The organism is Methylosinus sp. C49 (genome assembly GCF_009936375.1).
In the GTDB taxonomy this organism is placed as follows: Bacteria; Pseudomonadota; Alphaproteobacteria; order Rhizobiales; family Beijerinckiaceae; genus Methylosinus.
Map to the genome: position 1 here is coordinate 3681668 of NZ_AP022332.1, position 18446 is coordinate 3700113.

Annotated in this window: 18 protein-coding genes; 16 read left to right on the forward strand and 2 right to left on the reverse strand. The window is 66.1% G+C overall.

Annotated features, from left to right (window positions below):
* The first annotated feature begins 219 nt into the window (after positions 1–219).
* From GYH34_RS17325 to GYH34_RS17355, 7 genes are all read left to right on the forward strand, one after another.
* A complete protein-coding gene (locus GYH34_RS17325) occupies positions 220–1104 on the forward strand; it encodes a peptidylprolyl isomerase (RefSeq protein ID WP_161914655.1) in 885 nt (294 codons plus the stop codon).
* A 101-nt stretch (positions 1105–1205) separates the two neighbouring features.
* Positions 1206–2453, forward strand: coding sequence for a bifunctional glutamate N-acetyltransferase/amino-acid acetyltransferase ArgJ (gene argJ / locus GYH34_RS17330; protein WP_161914656.1), 1248 nt, complete (start codon positions 1206–1208; stop codon positions 2451–2453).
* Between the two features lie 146 nt (positions 2454–2599).
* The gene (locus tag GYH34_RS17335; RefSeq protein WP_161914657.1) at positions 2600–3298 is read left to right on the forward strand and encodes an HAD family phosphatase; all 699 of its coding nucleotides are present in this window, start codon (positions 2600–2602) and stop codon (positions 3296–3298) included.
* Positions 3299–3361: 63 nt separating this feature from the next.
* Positions 3362–3763 carry a hypothetical protein gene (locus tag GYH34_RS17340; protein WP_161914658.1) on the forward strand — a complete coding sequence of 134 codons (402 nt, stop codon included), beginning with the start codon at positions 3362–3364 and terminating at the stop codon, positions 3761–3763.
* A 74-nt stretch (positions 3764–3837) separates the two neighbouring features.
* Positions 3838–4350 (forward strand): carboxypeptidase regulatory-like domain-containing protein, encoded by a 513-nt coding sequence (locus GYH34_RS17345; RefSeq protein ID WP_161914659.1) that lies wholly within the window; start codon positions 3838–3840, stop codon positions 4348–4350.
* 11 nt (positions 4351–4361) lie between these two features.
* A complete protein-coding gene (mutT, locus tag GYH34_RS17350; RefSeq protein WP_161914660.1) occupies positions 4362–4763 on the forward strand; it encodes an 8-oxo-dGTP diphosphatase MutT in 402 nt (133 codons plus the stop codon).
* A gap of 34 nt (positions 4764–4797) precedes the next feature.
* Entirely contained in the window at positions 4798–5307 is a 510-nt protein-coding gene (locus GYH34_RS17355) for a coiled-coil domain-containing protein (protein ID WP_174242421.1), read from the forward strand.
* An 8-nt stretch (positions 5308–5315) separates the two neighbouring features.
* Here the strand turns inward: GYH34_RS17355 and GYH34_RS17360 are convergent, their stop codons facing one another.
* Entirely contained in the window at positions 5316–6254 is a 939-nt protein-coding gene (locus GYH34_RS17360) for a DUF1152 domain-containing protein (protein ID WP_161914661.1), read from the reverse strand.
* Positions 6255–6522: 268 nt separating this feature from the next.
* Here GYH34_RS17360 and rimP point away from each other — a divergent pair, with 268 nt between their 5' ends.
* The 9 genes from rimP to GYH34_RS17405 all read left to right on the forward strand — a co-directional run bounded on the left by rimP (position 6523) and on the right by GYH34_RS17405 (position 16926).
* Complete coding sequence (gene rimP / locus GYH34_RS17365) at positions 6523–7305, forward strand: ribosome maturation factor RimP (RefSeq protein ID WP_161914662.1); 783 nt, start codon at positions 6523–6525, stop codon at positions 7303–7305.
* A gap of 24 nt (positions 7306–7329) precedes the next feature.
* Positions 7330–8940, forward strand: coding sequence for a transcription termination factor NusA (nusA, locus tag GYH34_RS17370; RefSeq protein ID WP_161914663.1), 1611 nt, complete (start codon positions 7330–7332; stop codon positions 8938–8940).
* A complete protein-coding gene (locus GYH34_RS17375; protein WP_256367017.1) occupies positions 8937–9677 on the forward strand; it encodes an RNA-binding protein in 741 nt (246 codons plus the stop codon). The genes nusA and GYH34_RS17375 overlap by 4 nt, the downstream gene beginning before the upstream one ends.
* Positions 9670–12369 (forward strand): translation initiation factor IF-2, encoded by a 2700-nt coding sequence (gene infB / locus GYH34_RS17380; RefSeq protein WP_161914665.1) that lies wholly within the window; start codon positions 9670–9672, stop codon positions 12367–12369. The genes GYH34_RS17375 and infB overlap by 8 nt, the downstream gene beginning before the upstream one ends.
* A gap of 378 nt (positions 12370–12747) precedes the next feature.
* Entirely contained in the window at positions 12748–13089 is a 342-nt protein-coding gene (locus GYH34_RS17385) for a hypothetical protein (protein WP_161914666.1), read from the forward strand.
* A 10-nt stretch (positions 13090–13099) separates the two neighbouring features.
* Complete coding sequence (rbfA, locus tag GYH34_RS17390; protein WP_026191473.1) at positions 13100–13525, forward strand: 30S ribosome-binding factor RbfA; 426 nt, start codon at positions 13100–13102, stop codon at positions 13523–13525.
* Entirely contained in the window at positions 13522–14421 is a 900-nt protein-coding gene (truB, locus tag GYH34_RS17395; RefSeq protein ID WP_161914667.1) for a tRNA pseudouridine(55) synthase TruB, read from the forward strand. The genes rbfA and truB overlap by 4 nt, the downstream gene beginning before the upstream one ends.
* Before the next feature lie 120 nt (positions 14422–14541).
* Complete coding sequence (gene murI / locus GYH34_RS17400; protein WP_161914668.1) at positions 14542–15345, forward strand: glutamate racemase; 804 nt, start codon at positions 14542–14544, stop codon at positions 15343–15345.
* A gap of 147 nt (positions 15346–15492) precedes the next feature.
* Positions 15493–16926: a homospermidine synthase gene (locus GYH34_RS17405; protein WP_161914669.1), complete on the forward strand. Its 1434-nt coding sequence runs from the start codon at positions 15493–15495 to the stop codon at positions 16924–16926.
* 43 nt (positions 16927–16969) lie between these two features.
* Here the strand turns inward: GYH34_RS17405 and GYH34_RS17410 are convergent, their stop codons facing one another.
* Positions 16970–18328, reverse strand: coding sequence for a UDP-N-acetylglucosamine-peptide N-acetylglucosaminyltransferase (locus GYH34_RS17410; RefSeq protein ID WP_174242422.1), 1359 nt, complete (start codon positions 18326–18328; stop codon positions 16970–16972).
* Between the last annotated feature and the right edge of the window lie 118 nt (positions 18329–18446).

The following is an 18446-nucleotide window of genomic DNA, read 5'->3' on the forward strand; positions in this document are numbered from 1 at the left end:
GCTTTCCCGACCACGACCGGAAGACTTCCCGGCCGCGAGCGTGAGCGGCGTTGCGCGAACGCGGAGATTTGCAATATAATCTTGACCAATTCCATCGAGATGACGCCTGCGCCGCGCGTCGCGCCCAAATTTCCGTGTTCCCCTTTGCGGAGTCTTGCTCTAGTGGAACGCTGTTCGCGACAGGCCTCCCCGCCTGTCGCTCTTTTGTTGGAGACCATCATGCCTCACCTCAAGACCACGCGTCTCGGCAGCCGGGGCGTCCTCGCCGCGATCGGCGTCCTCGCTCTGCTGGCGATGGGCGCGGCCCCGGCGCAGGCCAAGGTCCTCGCCAAGGTCAATGGCGTCGACATCACCGACGAAGACGTGAAAATCGCGCTCGACGATCTCGGGGCAGGTCTGCCGCGGCAGCTGGAGGGCAAGGCGCGCGAGAATTATATTCTCGATTTCCTCATCGACGAGCAGCTCGTGGTGCAGAAGGCGCAGCGCGACAAGCTCGGCGAGACGCCGGATTTCGCCAAGAAGCTCGCCTATTTGCGCGACAAGGCGCTGATGGAGGCGCTGCTCGGCAAGGTCTCCAAGGACGCCACCACCGAGGCCGCCGTCAAGAAGACCTATGACGAGGCCGCCAAGAATCAGAAGCCCGAGACCGAGATCCACGCGCACCATATTCTGGTGGCGACGGAGGACGAGGCCAAGGCGGCGCAAAAGCGCGTGAAGGGCGGCGAGGATTTCGGCAAGGTCGCGACCGAGCTGTCCAAGGACACGGGCGCGCAGGGCGGCGATCTCGGCTGGTTCACCAAGGACCGCATGGTGCCGGAATTCGGCGAGGCGGCGTTCAAGATGGAGCCGGGACAGATCTCCGATCCCGTGAAGACGCAATTCGGCTGGCATGTCATCAAGCTGGACGAGAAGCGCCCGAAAGTGTTCCCGCCGCTGGACCAGGTGCGCGACCAGGTCTCCCGCTATGTGGCGCAGAAGGCCCAGTCGGACCTCATCGTCGAGCTGCGCCAGGGCGCCAAGATCGAGCGCACAGAGGCTCCGGCGGCCGAAGCCAAGCCGGGCGACAAGCCGGCCGAGGCCAAGCCGGCCGAGAAGAAGAAATAGTCATCGGACGGTTGTGACTGGGGAGTAGTGAGTGGGGACGCCCACTCACTCGCTCGCCGTATCCCCCTTCGCTCTCGCTTTTTCAGGACCCATACCGCCCCATGGCCAAGGCCGCCCCCATTTCGCCGCTCGCCCCCAAGACCTATCCCGACATTCCGCCGATCGCCGGCGTCCGCTTCGCGGTGGCGCAGGCCGGCATACGCTACGCCGGGCGCACCGACGCCATGCTCGCCCTCTTCGACGAGGGGACGCAGGTCGCCGGCGTGTTCACGCGCTCCAAATGCCCCTCGGCCCCGGTCGACTGGTGCCGTGCGCGGCTCGAGGGCGGCAAGGCGCGGGCGCTGCTCGTCAATTCCGGCAACGCCAACGCCTTCACCGGCAAAGCCGGCAAGGAGGCGGCCAAGCTCTCCGCCAAGCTCGTGGCCGCCGCCGCCCGCGTGCCGGAGAAGCAGGTCTTCCTCGCCTCCACAGGCGTCATCGGCGAGCCGCTCGACGCGTCGAAATTCGAGCCCGTGCTGGGCAAGCTCGTGGCCGAGGCGCGCGGCGACGCCTGGCGCGAGGCCGCGTCGGCGATCATGACCACCGACACCTATCCCAAGCTCTCGACGCGCGTCGCCAAGCTCGGCGACGTCGAGGTGCGCCTAGCCGGCGTCGCCAAGGGCGCAGGCATGATCGCGCCCGATATGGCGACCATGCTCTCCTTCGTCTTCACCGACGCGCCGATCGACGCCGAGGTTCTGCAGAGCCTCTTGTCGAAATCCGTGCAGAGCTCGTTCAACGCCATCACCGTGGACAGCGACACCTCCACCTCGGACACGCTGCTGCTCTTCGCCACCGGCGCGGCGGCCGAGCGCGGCGCGCCGCACATCGAGAAGGCGAGCGACCGCCGTCTCGAGGATTTCCGCCGCGCGCTGGACGAGGTGCTGCTCGATCTCGCGCATCAGGTGGTGAAGGACGGCGAAGGCGCGCGCAAATTCGTCGAGGTGACGGTAATGGGCGCCGAGAGCCCCAAGGCGGCGAAGCGCATCGCCCTCTCCATCGCCAATTCGCCCCTGGTGAAGACGGCCGTGGCCGGCGAGGACGCCAATTGGGGCCGCGTGGTGATGGCGGTCGGCAAATCCGGCGAGGCCGCGGATCGCGACAAGCTGGCCATATGGTTCGGCGACATTCGCGTCGCCCATAAGGGCCTACGCGATCCTGATTACGATGAGGCGGAAGTCTCGCAGATCATGAAGCGTGACGAGATCGCCATCCATGTCGATCTCGGCCTCGGCTCCGGCGCCGCGCGCGTGTGGACCTGCGATCTGACGAAGGAATATGTCGCCATCAACGGCGATTATCGCAGCTGATCGTTTTCCCTCCCGAGCCTTTCCTTCTCCTGCCTGCGGGAGAAGGAAAGCGCGCGCCTGACACGCGCTCGTGACCTGTTCGTCATCGCAGCGTTTCGAGAATCGGCTTCTACTCGCCTCGGCTCGGGCGGCGAGGAAGCGAACTTATGGTTTTCCCCCATGCTGTAGAAGCGGTTCTCTTCGACATGGACGGCACGCTGCTCGACACGGAGCGGCTCTATGTCGACGCCTGGATCGCCGCCGGCCGCGCCGTCGGCCATGAGATCACCGAAGCTTTCTGCCATCGCATGATCGGCAAGCCGATGCAGGACTGCGAGACGATGATGATCGAGCGCTTCGGCGCCGATTTCCCGCTCGACGCCTGCATCGAAGCCTGCGGCGCCTATGTCGCACGCGCCTCGCGCTCCGGCGTGCCGCTGAAGGAGGGCGCGCGCGAGCTCGTCGATTATCTCACGGCGATGAATATTCCGCTCGCCATCGCCACCTCCTCGCGGCGGCCGACCGCGGAGCATCATCTGAGCCGCTGCGGGCTGCTCTCGCATTTCTCCGCTCTGGTGACGCGCGACGATGTTCAGCGCGGCAAGCCGCATCCCGAATCCTATCTGCGCGCCGCGCGCGCGCTCGGCAAGGAGCCGCGGCGCTGCCTCGCGCTCGAGGATTCGCCGACCGGGCTGCGCTCGGCCGCCGCCTCCGGCGCGATGACGATCATGGCGCCCGATGTTCTGCAGCCCTCCGCCGAGGAGCGCGCCCTCTGCCTCGCCGTCGTCGCCAGCCTGCGCGACGTGCTCGACATGCTGCGCGCGCATGCGGACACGCAGCGGCCCCTAGGCGCCATTGCGCGATGACGCGCTTGGTTTCGGTTTTTAGACTTCCTGCCGAGGCGACGCGCTCGCGAAGAGACGAAGATCATGGCCCCGCGCCACCCGCTTTTGGCCATTGCTCCTTTTGGCTTGTCATTATCGCTCGCCGCCTGCGCCGGCGCCTATGAGGAGGCGCGCGACTATGCCGCCGCCTCCGGCGTCGTCGTGGAGAAGAGCGTGGACGCTCCCGCGCAGAAAGCCAAAGCGAAAAAGGCCGGGAAAAAGACCGCGAGCAAGAAGAAGCCCGCCGAGAAGCCCGCGGCCGAGAAGGACGCAAAGGCTCCGCCCGCCGTCGGCGCCTGCGTCACCTATCAGTTCATGGGCGGGGCCGATTGCGAGGAGGCGATCGCCAAGCGCGATTGCTACGACAAGCGCAGCAATGTCGTGGATTGGCGCAAGGAAATGAGCTGCGCCGCGGCCTTTCTCTCGCCGCCCGAGAAGAAACCTTAAAATAGCTCGAGCCTTGCCTCGGCCAGACGAAGCGGCGACATTGGCCGCGCATTCGCCCAACGAGGCCATTCCCCATGCGTTCCGCCGTCCTCTGCGTCGCCCTCGCGCCGCTCGCTCTTTCCGCCTGCAACAGCGCCGCGCCCGAAATGCGCTTCGATCCCGCCGAGGCCGCCTTCATCAAGCAGGAGGGCAAGGCGACGATCGAGGGTCAGGCCTTTCTGCGCGACCAGCAGGGCAAGACGAATGTGCGCTACGCCGCCGGAGAGGTGGTGCGGCTCATTCCCGCGACCGCCTATGCGCAGGCGCGCATCTCGCAATTCTACGGCAAGCGCAAGTTCCTCCCGGCTTTGCTCATGCCGACGCCGACGCAGGAGGCCGAATATGCGGCCTACACGCGCACGACCAAAGCGGGCGCGACCGGCCGCTTCACCTTCGACAAGGTCGCGCCGGGCCGCTATTTCCTGACGACGCAGCTCACTTGGGCGCCGAAGGGCGGCTTGCTCAGCGAGGGCGGCGCGATGTACGACGAGGTCATCGTCACCGGCAAGGAGACCGATCCGCTCGAGGTCGTGCTCTCCGGCAATTAAAGGGAAACGCTTTGGCTCTGCTTCTCGTGGTCGCCGCCGCGCTCGTCGATCCGCAAGGCCGCGTGCTGATCGCCCAGCGTCCGCAAGGCAAGCAGCTCGCCGGGCTGTGGGAGTTCCCCGGCGGCAAGCTCGACCCAGGCGAGCGGCCAGAGCAGGCGCTCGTGCGCGAGCTGGCCGAGGAGCTGGGCATAGAGGTGGAGACAGCCGATCTCGCGCCGCTGACCTTCGCCAGCCACGCCTATGAGGCCTTTCATCTGTTGATGCCGCTCTACCTCTGCCGGCGCTGGCGCGGCGAGCCGCACGCCCGCGAGGGCCAGGCGCTCGCCTGGATGCGGCCGAGCGAATTGGACGCGGCGCAAATGCCGCCCGCCGATGCGCCGCTGATCGCGCCGCTCGTCGCGCTGCTGGGGTGAGCGGCGCGAGTTGATTCACGGCTCGGCGCGGCCTATGTTCGCGAGCATGAGCGGCTCCGTTGCTTTCGATACTCTGAAATTTGTCGAGAAACTGGAAGCGGGTGGGTTCGCCCGCCCCCAGGCGAAGGCGGCTGCCGAGGCTTTCGCCGAAGCGATGAGCCAGGAACTGGCGACGAAAGCCGATCTGTCGGCCGCCGAAGGAAGCCTGCGCACGGAGATTGGAAAGGTTCGAACCGAGCTGACGGCGGAGATCAGCAAGGTCCGAACCGAGCTGAAAGCGGAGATTGCGGACTTCCGAAGCGAGCTGAAAGCCGAGATCGCAGAAGTCCGAACCGAGCTGAAAGCCGAGATCGCAGAAGTCCGAACCGAGCTGAAAGCCGAGATTGCTGAAGTCCGCTCCGACCTCAAGACCGAGATCGCTTCGGTGCGATCCGACGTCGAGCTCGCCAAACGCGACCTCAAAATCTGGTTCGGCTCGATCATGGTGGTCGCGGTCGGCGTGATTCTGGCGGCGATCCGTTATCTTCCCGTCGGCCATCCCTGAAGATCGCCTCACAGCGGCAAATTCTTCCAGTCTCGCTTGTCGGCGTGGGCGTGATGAATGCGGATCGCATTCTCCACCTCGTGGAATTTCTCGCTGCAGGCGATCGCCTCGTAAAAGCCCATGCCCCGGGCGACTGCTGCGAGATCGTAGCACCAATAGAGCGCCATCAGCGCATTGATGAACAGCTCCGTCCCCCTTGTACGCTCCGTGTCGTGCCGATTCCCGAAGCCGCCGCGGATCGCCGAGGCGATCGAATTGGCTACGATGCTCTTGGAATTGGGTTGGCGCTCGTTGAGATAATCGACAGCGTCGAGCAGCGCGTCGCCTTCCTGTGTCCCCGCCGACACCGAAACGCAGCCCAAATATCCGCCGGAACGGATCAGCTCGGCCGTATTCTCGAGAAAAGAGTGATGGCAGACGCCGTGATAGTTATCGACGCCGAAGCCGAGGCACACGAGAAATTTGCGGACGCCCTCGAGCTGATCGACTGCGGCGATCGAGAGAGCGTCCTCTTCTATCGTGCCGAGCGCCGCCTCGTCGCCCTTCATCAGACTGTCGGTCCCGCCGTCGACGAGAATGATCGTATCGACATTCAATAGCGTGACGAGCGCTTCATAGGATTGCCGCAGAGGTCGCACGCCGGTCTTCTCGAAGGCGAAGACCTTGGGCTCGCAGCCGCGCGCCGCGAGCCAGTCGACGAGATGGCGCTCGGGAAAATAGCCCTGCATGCGGCTGTCCGAGTCGACGAGCCGCCCTGCAGGACCGATCTTCTTGCGGGAGGCGAGATCGACGCGCGCGAAGGACAGATTGGCGAGATAGACGCTCTTGTCCGCATTGCGCAGAAAGACATAGAGCGGCAAGCCGCTGACGATGTCGAAGCCGCCGCCGCAGCCGGCGATGAGAATGCGCTGCGAGTCCTCGAGCGCGCGGAAAAAAGGGATTTGCATTATTTCGTCTCTCTCCAAGGCGAGAAAGCCTATCGCCTCTTCCGCCGTCGCGAAACGATTTCTCGAACGCGACGCCCGGCGGCGCTCCCGCCGGAGGGGGCAGACCTCGCCGCGGAGCATTTTTCTTGCGCCGGCGCGCGATCCGGGTGTATAAGCGCCTCGTTCTATCTCATAACGGTCATTCTCGGATGATCGCTGGTTGAGAGTGGGGCCCGGCCGGGACCCGCTCTTTTTTGTTTGCACCGGCCGGAAATTCTCGCAAGACAGGATGAGCCGCTTGGCAGAAACGCCCGCCGCCGGCGCCGTGGAGGCGCCCTCCCTGCTCGATGAGCCGCGCCTCTGCGGCGAAACGGGCGTTGCGGCGCGCATCGCCCATATCGCCGAGCCCGTGCTGGCGCAGCTCGGCTTTCGTCTCGTGCGTGCGCGCATTCTCTCGCAGAACGGCATGGTTCTGCAGATCATGGCCGAGCGTCCCGACGGAACCATGACCATCGACGATTGCGAGGCGGCGAGCCAGGCGCTCTCGCCGGAGCTGGACGTCGAGGACGTCATCTCGGACGCCTATCGGCTGGAGCTGTCCTCCCCCGGCATAGATCGCCCGCTGGTGCGAGTCTCGGATTTTCGTCGCGCGATCGGCCATGAGGCGAAGATCGAGCTGACGCAGCCGCTCGCCTCTGGCCGCAAGCGTTTTCGGGGCAATATTGTCTCCGTCGAGGGCGCCGGCCGCGACGCCGTGGTGACGCTCGAACGCGACGACGCCCCGCCGGACGAAGACAAGATCGTGCAAATGCCGCTGCGCGATCTCGACGAAGCCAAGCTGATGCTGACCGACGCGCTGATCCGCGAGGCGCTGCGCGCCGGCAAGGCCCAGCTCGAGGACGATGGCCCGAGCGAGGAAGAGGCCGCGCCGCAAGAGGATACGCGGCCCCGCCGTGGGCCGGGCCGCTTCGCCATGGCGCGTGGCAATAAGGCCAAGCCGCTGGTTCCGGCCGGCGTGCAGACGGGATTCAAGAAAAAAGGCAGCGGACCCGGCCGTCGCGGCGACGCGTAGGGCCGACGTTTTTGGGAGCAAGATATGGCCGTCAGCGCCAACAGGTTGGAAATCCTGCAGATCGCCGATGCGGTCGCGCGCGAGAAATCGATCGACCGCTCGATCGTCATCGCCTCCATGGAGGACGCGCTGCAAAAGGCCGCGCGCTCGCGCTATGGGCAGGAGACCGAGGTCCGCGCCGAGATCAATCCGAAGAGCGGCGAAGTCCGCTTTTCGCGTCTGCTGCTGGTCGTCGATCTCATCGATAATGACGCGACGCAGATTTCCATCGAGGACGCGCGCAAGCGCAATCCGGCGGCGCAGGTCGGCGACTGGATTTCCGAGACGCTGCCGCCTTTCGATTTCGGCCGCATCGCCGCGCAATCGGCCAAGCAGATCATCGTGCAGAAGGTGCGCGAGGCCGAGCGCGACCGCCAATATGAAGAGTTCAAGGACCGCATCGGCGAGATCGTCAACGGCGTCGTGAAGCGCGTCGAATATGGCAATGTGATCGTCGATTTGGGGCGCGGCGAGGCGATCATCCGCCGCGACGAGATGATCCCGCGCGAGACCTTCCGTCCCGGCGATCGCGTGCGCGCCTATGTCTACGACGTGCGCCGCGAGCAGCGCGGTCCGCAGATTTTCCTGTCGCGCACGCATCCGCAATTCATGGCCAAGCTGTTCCGCCAGGAAGTGCCGGAGATCTACGACGGCGTGATCGAGGTGAAGTCGGTCGCCCGCGATCCGGGCTCGCGCGCCAAGATCGCCGTCATCTCGCGCGATTCCTCCATCGATCCCGTTGGCGCCTGCGTCGGCATGCGCGGCTCGCGCGTGCAGGCCGTCGTCGGCGAATTGCAAGGCGAGCGCATCGACATCATCCCCTGGTCGGCGGATGCGGCGACCTTCATCGTCAATGCGCTGCAGCCGGCCGAGGTGGTGAAGGTCGTTCTCGACGAGGATTCCGCGCGCATCGAGGTGGTGGTGCCGGACGATCAGCTGTCGCTGGCCATCGGCCGCCGCGGCCAAAATGTGCGCCTCGCCTCGCAGCTCACGGGCTGGGACATCGACATTCTGACCGAGGCCGAGGAATCGGAGCGCCGTCAGCGCGAGTTCGTCGAGCGCACCAAAGTCTTCATGAACGCCATCGACGTCGATGAGGTCGTCGGCCGCCTGCTCGCTTCGGAAGGCTTTCAATCGGTCGAAGAGCTGGCCTTCGTCGATCTCGGCGAGCTGGCGACGATCGAAGGCTTCGACGAGGACACGGCCGCCGAGATTCAAAATCGCGCCCGCAATTATCTCGAGCGGGTCGAGGCGGAGAACGAGGCGCGCCGCCTCGAGCTCGGCGTGCTCGACGAGCTGAAGGAGCTCGAGGGCGTCACTACGGCGATGCTGGTCAAGCTCGGCGAGAATGACGTGAAGTCGATCGAGGATCTCGCCGGCTGCGTGCCGGATGATCTCGTCGGCTGGACCGAGAAGAAGGATGGCGAGACGGTCAAGCAGACCGGCTTCCTCGACGGGATCGACATTTCCCGCGAGGAGGCGGAGGCTCTGATCATGGACGCGCGCGTGCGCGCCGGCTGGATCGAGGCGCCGGAGCCCGAGGCGGAAGCCGAGGCCGCAGAACCGGCAGAGGCGCAGCAGACCGAGGCGCAGTGACGAAACGAGACGGCGAGCGAATGAGAGAGGCCGAGGCGAGCGAACGGACCTGCATCGTCACCCGCCGGCGCGACGCGCCGGAGGGGATGATCCGTTTCGTGCGCGCGCCGGACGGCGTTCTCACGCCGGACATAAGATCGCGCCTGCCCGGCCGCGGCGCCTGGGTGACGGCGCGCGCCGATGTCGTGGCCGAAGCATTGAAGAAGCGCGCCTTCGCGCGCCAATTGAAGGCCGAGGTCTCGGCGTCGCCGTCGCTTCCCGCGGACGTCGATCGGCTGCTGGAGGCCGATTGCCTGCAATCGCTGGCGATGGCCAATAAGGCGGGCGCGGTGATCGCCGGCTTCGGTAAGGTGTGCGAGGCGCTGGAGAAAGGCGCCGTCGCCGCTGTGCTGGAGGCGCGCGACGGCTCGGCGGATGGACGGCGCAAGCTCGCCCAGGCGGCGCGCCGCGCGGCCACGGCGCGCGGATGCGGCGAGAAGGTCACAGAGACGATCTCTCTGTTCGATTCTCTTCAATTGGATTTGGCTTTGGGCCGCACAAATGTGATACATGCAGCCCTCGCGCCGGGCGGACCGACGCAAGCCTTTTTGGCGCGCTGCCGCCGCCTCGCCGCCTATAGAGGCGAGAGCGCATCCGGCGACGCGCAGATTCTGAACAGCGAGCGGACCGACGAGCTCGGCCCGCTGAAAGACGTAACCGAACAGGCGCAGCCCGAGGATCGGAAACTGGATGAGTGAGACCGAGACCGAGAACAGCGGCGACAAGACGCTGACCGTCACGCCGTCGAAGACGTTGCATTTGAAGCAGCGTCCGACCGAGCATGGCGGAATGGTGCGCCAGAGCTTCTCCCACGGCCGCTCCAAGGTGGTCGTGGTCGAGAAGGTGAAGCGTCGCGCGCCCGGACATGTCGAGACCAAGCCGGCCGCTCCGGCGACGGCGGCGCCCGCCGCGCCGGCGGCCCCCGCAGCTCCGCCGGCTCCGGCGCCGGCCGCTCCTGTCGCCGCCGCGCCGCCGCCTCCGCCGAGAGCAGAGACCCCGCGCCCGCAGCCTGCGCCCAAGCGCGGCTCCGGCATGGTGCTGCGCGCGCTGACCGACGATGAGCGCGAGGCCCGCGCCCGCGCCCTGGTCGACGCCCGCACCCGCGAGGAGGAAGACCGTCGCCGCGCCGAGGCGGAAGCCAAGGCGCGCGCCGAGCGCGAGGCCCGCGAGCGCGAGGAGCGCGCCGCCGCCGAAGCCCGCAAACGCGAGGAAGAAGAGCGTCTCGCCCGCGACGCCGAGTCGAAGCGCCGTTCCGAGGAGGAGGCGCGCCGTCGCCTCGCCGGAGGCGGCGCGCCCGAGCCGCATGTTGCGACCTCCGCCACCGCACGCCCGGCCCAGCCGCGCCCGGCTCCGGCCGCCGGCGGAGAGGTGCCCCGCCCCGCCGCGACCGCGACGGAAGACGCCGAGAAGCGCGTCGTCCGCCGTCCCGCCGGAGTCATCGCCGTCAAGGCGCCGCCGCCGCCGCCCCGTCCGACGCCCTCGCGCGGCGGCGCGCAGAAGGACCGCGGCCGCCTCACCGTCTCCACCGCGACGTCCGAGCAGGAAGAGCGCACGCGCTCCGTCGCCTCCTTCCGCCGCCGCACGCAGCGCCTCAAATCCTTCGGCCAGGCCGAGCAGAAGGAGAAGATCGCCCGCGAGGTCATCCTCCCGGAGACGATCACCATTCAGGAGCTCGCCAACCGCATGTCGGAGCGCGGCGTCGACGTGATTCGCCTGCTGATGAAGCAGGGCGCGCTGCACAAGATCACCGACGTCATCGACGCCGATACGGCGCAGCTCGTCGCCGAGGAGCTCGGCCATGCGGTCAAGCGCGTCGCCGAGTCCGATGTCGAGGAGGGCCTGTTCGACGAGCCCGACGCCGAGGGCGAGCTCGAGTCGCGGCCGCCGGTCGTCACCATCATGGGCCATGTCGATCACGGCAAGACCTCGCTGCTCGACGCGATCCGCCACGCCAATGTCGTGGCCGGCGAGGCGGGCGGCATCACGCAGCATATCGGCGCCTATCAGGTGAGGGCGCCCAATGGCGCGCCGATCACCTTCATCGACACCCCCGGCCACGCGGCCTTCACCGCCATGCGCGCCCGCGGCGCCAAGGTCACGGACATTGTGATCCTGGTCGTGGCGGCGGATGACGGCGTGATGCCGCAGACGATCGAGGCGATCCACCACGCCAAGGCTGCGGAAGTTCCAATCATCGTCGCGATCAACAAGATCGACAAGCCCGACGCCAAGCCCGAGCGCGTGCGCACCGAGCTGCTGCAGCACGAGGTGCAGACGGAGACCTTCGGCGGCGACACGCTCGAGGTGGAGGTCTCCGCCAAGGAGAAGCTCAATCTCGACAAGCTGCTCGACGCCATCACCCTGCAGTCGGAAGTGCTCGATCTCAAGGCCAATCCCGAGCGCTCCGCCGAAGGCACGGTGATCGAGGCGCGGCTCGACAAAGGTCGCGGACCGGTCGCCACCGTGCTGGTGCAGCGCGGCACGCTAGAGGTCGGCGACATCATCGTCGCCGGCTCGCAATGGGGCCGCGTGCGCGCGCTGCTCGACGACAAGGGCGTCGTTGTGCAGACCGCCGGGCCGTCCTTCCCGGTCGAGATTCTCGGCTTCTCCGGCACGCCGGAAGCCGGCGACCGCGTCGCCGTCGTCGAGACGGAAGCGCGTGCGCGCGAGATCACCGAATATCGCGAGCGTCAGCGTCGCGACAAGCTGGCCGCGCGCGGCGGCGGCGCCCGCACCTCGCTCACCGATATGATGAGCCAGCTGAAGACCGCCGGCCGCAAGGAGTTCCCGCTCGTCATCAAGGGCGACGTGCAGGGCTCCGTGGAGGCGATCGTCGCGGCGCTCGACAAGCTCGGCACGGACGAAGTCGGCGCGCGCGTCGTGCATGCGGGCGTCGGCGGCATCTCCGAATCCGACATAGCGCTCGCCGAAGCGTCCAACGCCGTCGTCATCGGCTTCAACGTGCGCGCGCATAAGGAAGCGCGCGAGGCGTCCGAGCGCGGCGGCATTGAAATCCGCTACTACAACATCATCTACAATCTCGTGGATGATGTGAAGGCGGCGATGTCCGGCCTGCTCGCGCCCACACTGCGCGAGACCATGCTGGGCAATGCGCAGATTCTCGAAGTGTTCGACATTTCCAAGGTCGGCAAGGTGGCGGGTTGCCGCGTGACCGACGGCTCGGTGGAGCGCGGCGCCAATGTGCGTCTCATCCGCGACAATGTCGTCGTCCACGAAGGCAAGCTGTCGACGCTCAAGCGCTTCAAGGACGAGGTCAAGGAAGTGCAGGCCGGACAGGAGTGCGGCATGGCTTTCGAGAACTATCAGGACATGCGCGCCGGCGACGTCATCGAGTGCTATCGCGTCGAGGAGATCAAGCGGACGCTGTGATCGGCGCCCGCTCGACCGTCCATCAAGGATTTTGACGATGCTCCAGCCTCGGGAACGGGAAGGGAAGCGGCGAGACGCTATCCGTTCGGCCATGCGTTTCGTGCGCGTTCGCGAAGCGACCGGGATGGTCCGGTCAGCTTATGTCGCCGCGAGCGCGTCGGCCACGACGGAACTCTCGTCCTCGATAGAATCGCTTTGTCGAGAAACGCCGAAGGAAGCATTCGATTTTGCCGTCGATGTTCTGACGAACACGGCGCAGATGATGTCGACGCTCGTCGACGAGAGCGGCGTCTGTGTGAGCGAAATCGAATCGAAAGGCGAACGCCTCGATAGGTTGAACGAAGAGAACAAGCGGCGTCTCGCCGAGCTGATGCTCGGGTGACCATGACGGAAGCGCCTCCAGCTCATCAGCCTCCTGGACCCCTCGGTGAGGAAAAGTGGTCTGCGCCATCGTGGAGAAAAATCGCCGAGTTCGTCACAGGCGTGTTTCAGCTGCAACGTTCTGTGGAGCAGCTGAAAAGAGACAATGAGCGTCTTCGCGAGGAAGTCGGCCGGTTGCAGAGAATCGTGGACGATCATACAGGGCAGCTGAAGGTCATGATGACCTTGATGGAAACGGCCGTGAACGAACGCGCGGTTCGCGCCGGAGAGAAGGCCGCCCTTCGTCTCGTCGAACAAATGCTGATGTTGCGAGAAAACGACAAGACTCGCGAAGACTGAGCAAAAAACCATGTCCAGAGCCCATCACGCCCATGGGGCGGAGCCGTCGCAGCGCATGTTGCGCGTCGCCGAGCTCGTCCGCCATCAGATCGCTTCGATGCTTTCGCGCGGGGATATCGCCGATCCCGTGCTCGAGCAGCATGTCGTCACCGTCTCGCGCGTGACGATGAGCCCGGATTTGAAGCTCGCCACCGTCTATGTCATGCCGCTCGGCGGCAAGGACGAGCCGGAGGTGCTGCGCGCTTTCGACCGCCACAAAAAATATCTGCGCGGCGAGATCGCCCATAGCGTCAATCTCAAATTCGCCCCGGAGGTGCGTTTCCGCATCGACGATAGTTTCGACAATGTCGCGCGCATCGACGCGCTGCTGAACTCCGAGCGCGTGCGCCGCGATCTCGAGCAGCCCACAGACGAAGAGAACGGCGCCCAGCAATGAACGGAAGAAAATCGACCCGCGCCGTCGTCGACGGCTGGGTGGTGCTCGACAAGCCCGTCGGCATGACCTCGACGCACGCCGTCTCGCGCTTGAAGCGAATCTATAATGGCAAGAAGGCCGGACACGCCGGCACGCTGGACCCGCTCGCCTCCGGCATATTGCCGATCGCTTTCGGCGAGGCGACCAAGACCGTGCCTTTCGTGCAAGACGGCGAGAAGGCTTATTCCTTCACCGTGCGCTGGGGCGTCGAGACCGACACGGACGACGCCGACGGCAAATCCGTGCGCGAGAGCGAGGAGCGGCCGACGATCGCGCAGATCGAGGCGCTGCTGCCGCGCTTTCTCGGCGACATATTGCAGGTGCCGCCGCAATATTCCGCCATCAAGATCGCCGGCGAGCGCGCCTATGATCTCGCGCGCGACGGCGAGACGGTGGAGCTGAAGCCCCGCCCCGTCACCATCCATCGCCTCTCCATCGTCGATGCGACGGAGGAGGAGACCAAGCTCGTCATGGAATGCGGCAAGGGCGCCTATGTGCGCTCCATCGCGCGCGATCTCGGACGGCTGCTCGGCTGCTTCGGCCATGTGACCGCGCTGCGCCGCACGCGGGTCGGCCCCTTCCTCGAGGAGGACAGCTACACGCTGGACGAGATCGAGGGCGGCGAAGCGGCCAATGCGCTTCTCTCGGTCGAGGCGGGCCTCACCGAGCTGCCCTGCGTCGTCGTCGATCGCGACGCCGCGGCGCGGCTGCGGCGCGGCGGCTCGCTGATCCTGCGCGGCCGCGACGCGCCTGCGGGCGGCGTCGTCTATGCGGCCTGCGGCGGCGTACCCGTCGCTTTCGGCGAGGTGGTGGAAGGCGCGCTGGAGCCCTCGCGCGTGTTCAACCTGCCGTTCTGACGCGAGGTTGATCTTCGCGGGGGAACGGGTTCTATTCAGGGAGAGGCCCCCTCCCCATCCCTCCCCCGCTTTGCGGGAGAGGGGGAAGGTTCGGGGACGTCAGGACACTGCGAGCCGACCGTGACGCCCCCCGTCCCCAAAATACTCGTCTTCGACTCCGGACTCGGCGGCCTCACCGTCTTCACCGAGGTCGCGAAGCTGCGCCCCCATGCGGCGCTGCTCTATTGCGCCGATGACGCCGGCTTCCCCTATGGTCCGCTCTCCGAGACAGCGCTGGTCGCGCGCGTCATGGAGGTGATGGAACGGCTGATCGCCGAGCTGGCGCCGGACCTCGTCGTCATCGCCTGCAACACGGCCTCCACGCGCGCGCTTCCCCCTTTGAGGGCGCGCTGGCCGCAGCTTCCCTTCGTCGGCACTGTGCCGGCGATAAAGCCTGCCGCCGAGCGCTCGCGCTCGCGCCTCATCTCCGTGCTGGCGACGCCCGGCACTGTGGCGCGCGATTACACCCGCGCGCTCATCGCCAGCTTCGCGGAAGATTGCGCGGTGACGCTGATCGGCTCGACGCGCCTCGCCCCGCTCGCCGAAGATTTTATGCGCGGCGCCGCTGTTTCAGAGGAGGCGATCGCCCGCGAGATCGCGCCCTGCTTCGTCACGCACGACGATGCGCGAACGGATGTCGTCGTGCTCGCCTGCACGCATTACCCGCTGCTGCTGGATTTTTTTCGGCGCCTCGCGCCCTGGCCGCTCGAATGGATCGACCCCGCCCCCGCCATCGCGCGCCAGGCCGATCGGCTGCTCGCCGAGCGTTTCGGCCCCGATAGCTCTGGAGCCGCGCCGGCGCCTCGCGCGATCTTCACAAGCGGGGCGCGCCCGGAGCCCGCGCTGGCCGCGGCGCTGACTCGAATGGGCTTTTCTCCCGATTGAGATTGCGCCCCATCTGCCGCAGAGCGGGAGAAGCGAACCATCCGGCCGACCGAAAACGGTCTCGCCCTCGTTTTTCCTTGATTATGTCCGCCGCTCTTGCTGTAACGCGCCGCACAATAAATTCTCGAACTCCAAGAGGTGAGCGAAATGGCAGACTGGCCCGTCCATGCGAAGATTACCGGCCCGATCGTTCTGATCGGCTTCGGCTCCATCGGACGTGGCATCTTGCCGCTCATCGAACGCCATTTCGACTATGACAAGAGCCGTTTCACCGTCATCGACCCTGTCGATACGCATCGCGAAATGCTGGATATTCGCGGCGTCGCGTTCCAGAAGGTCGCGCTGACCAAGGACAATTACCGCGAGGTGCTCACCCCCCTGCTCACCAAGGGCGAGGGACAGGGCTTCGTCGTCAATCTCTCGGTCGACACCTCCTCGCTCGACATTATGAAGCTCGCTCGCGAGCTGGGCTGCCTCTATGTCGATACGGTCGTAGAGCCTTGGACCGGCTTCTACTTCGACACCACCCTCGGCAATGAATCTCGCACCAATTACGCGCTGCGCGAGACCGTGCTGGAGGAGCGTCGCCGCAATCCGGGCGGGCCGACCGCCGTCTCCTGCGTCGGCGCCAATCCCGGCATGGTGTCCTGGTTCGTGAAGCAGGCGCTTCTCAACATCGCCGCAGACACCGGCCTGAAGGTCGAAGAACCCAAGACCCGCGCCGATTGGGGCGCGCTGGCGCAGAAGCTCGGCGTCAAGGGCATTCACATCGCCGAGCGCGACACGCAGCGCGCCAAGAGCCCGAAGCCGCGCGACGTCTTCGTCAACACCTGGTCGGTGGAAGGCTTCGTCTCCGAGGGTCAGCAGCCGGCCGAGCTCGGCTGGGGCACGCATGAGAAATCGCTGCCGGATATCGCCGGCACGCATTCCTCCGGCTGCGGCGCGGCGATCTATCTGAAATCGCCGGGCGCCAACACGCGCGTACGCAGCTGGACGCCGACACCGGGACCGCAATTCGGCTTCCTCGTCACCCATAACGAGTCGATCTCGATCGCCGATTTCCTCACCGTGCGCGACGAAGCCGGCAAAGTGGTCTATCGGCCGACCTGCCATTACGCCTATCATCCGGCCGACGACGCCGTTCTGTCGCTGCACGAAATGTTCGGCCGCGCCGGCAAGATGCAGGCGAGCTGGAAAATTCTCGACGAGAACGAGATCGTCGACGGCATAGACGAGCTCGGCGTGCTGCTCTACGGCCACGCCAAGAACGCCTATTGGTACGGCTCCCGCCTCTCCATCGAGGAGACGCGCGAACTCGCGCCCTATCAGAACGCCACCGGCCTGCAAGTGAGCTCGGCCGCGCTCGCCGGCATGGTGTGGGCGCTGGAAAATCCCAACGCCGGCATTGTCGAGGCCGACGAGGTGGATTTCCGCCGCTGCCTCGAAGTGCAGCTGCCCTATCTCGGCCCGGTCGAAGGGGTCTACACGGATTGGACGCCGCTCGACGGCCGCCCGGGTCTCTTCCCGGAGGATATCGACGAGAGCGACCCCTGGCAGTTCAAGAATATTCTGGTTCGATAACGCAAATGCGATCCTTCTCCCGCGAGCGGGGGAAGGTTTCGCTTCATGCCGCCGGAATGAGCGCCGGCGGCAGGCCCGCCTCTCGCCTTTTCCACATGGACTGGAACAGCCCTTCGAGATCGCGCGTGTAGGCGCGAACGTCGAAGAGCGCAGCGCTCTCGCGACTGCGCGCGAGCTTCGACTTCAGCTCGGCGAGATGGGCCGGATCGGTCGCCAGCCGATAGGCGAGATCGAAATAACCATCGAGATCGGCGGCGATCAGCTCGGTCAGGCCAACAGCGCGCAGCAGGCTGCCGGCGACGCGCGAGGGGAAGGTGGAGCCGCTGCAAGTGACGATCGGCACGCCCGCCCACAGCGCGTCGCTCGCCGTGGTGTGGGCGTTATAGGGCGCCGTGTCGAGCACGAGATCGGCGATCTGAATTCGCGCGAGATGCTCGCCCTGCGCCATATCCGGCGCGAAGACCAAGCGATTGCCATTCACGCCGCGATTCCACGCCTCATTGCGCAGATTGCCCTCCGCCATGGGCGCGCCGAGCAGCCATAGGACGCTGTGCGGCACAGCGTCGAGCAGACGGCACCAGACGTCGAACATCTCCGGCGTGAATTTATAGGCCTGATTGAAGCAGCAGAAGACAACGCCCTGCTCGGGCAGGCCCATGCTGGCGCGGGTCGGCCTTTCTCCGATCGGCCCGGCGCGCCCGTGCGGCTGATAGCTGTTCGGCATATAGGCGAAGGATTCGGAATAATCGCCAGCGGAGGCGAGCGGCGTCACATAATCGTCGGTAATGATATAATCGCAGATATCATCGCCGAGCGTGCCCGGATAGCCGAGATAATTGACCTGCACGGGCGCCGGACGCAGCATCAGAATGCCGCTGCGCGCATTGGCGGTGAAGCCTTTGAGATCGATGAGTATGTCCACCTCGTCGCGATGGATCGCGCGGGCGGCGTCGCCGTCCGAGAGCGCCTCTATGTCGACGAAAGAGTCGAAAGCGCCGACGAGGCGGCGGCGCATGGTCTTGCCGTCATCGGCCCCGTAGGAATAGGCGTTGACGCTGAAGCGCTCGCGATCATGCGCCTCCAACGTCTCGATCAGCAGCAGCGCGGTCGCATGATCGTGGAAATCATTGGAGAGGTAGCCGAGCCTGATCTTGCGGCCGTCGGCGGCGCGGAAACGAAAATCGAGCGCGAGCCGCGCCGCGACCGCGGCGGCGCGCCGATCGCGCGTCCATAGCTCCGAGCAGCGCCTGTGATCCGTGGCGCCGACGCCCGGCTGCGAGAGCAGCAGAAAGGGCGGCAATGAGCCGGACCTTCCCGCCTCGAGAAGATCGTCGAGCGCTTTCGCATCCTCTGCGAACTCACCCCATTCACACATGCCGCGGCTGCGTCCGGGCGATCGCATCGTCGCCTCCCAGGTCGAGTAATTCGCCTGGACATGAAGGCGCCTATCGCCTTCCAGATCAGACAAGGAAAAACAAGCAATCCATGCGCCAGCATCCTTCTCCCGCACGCGGGAGAAG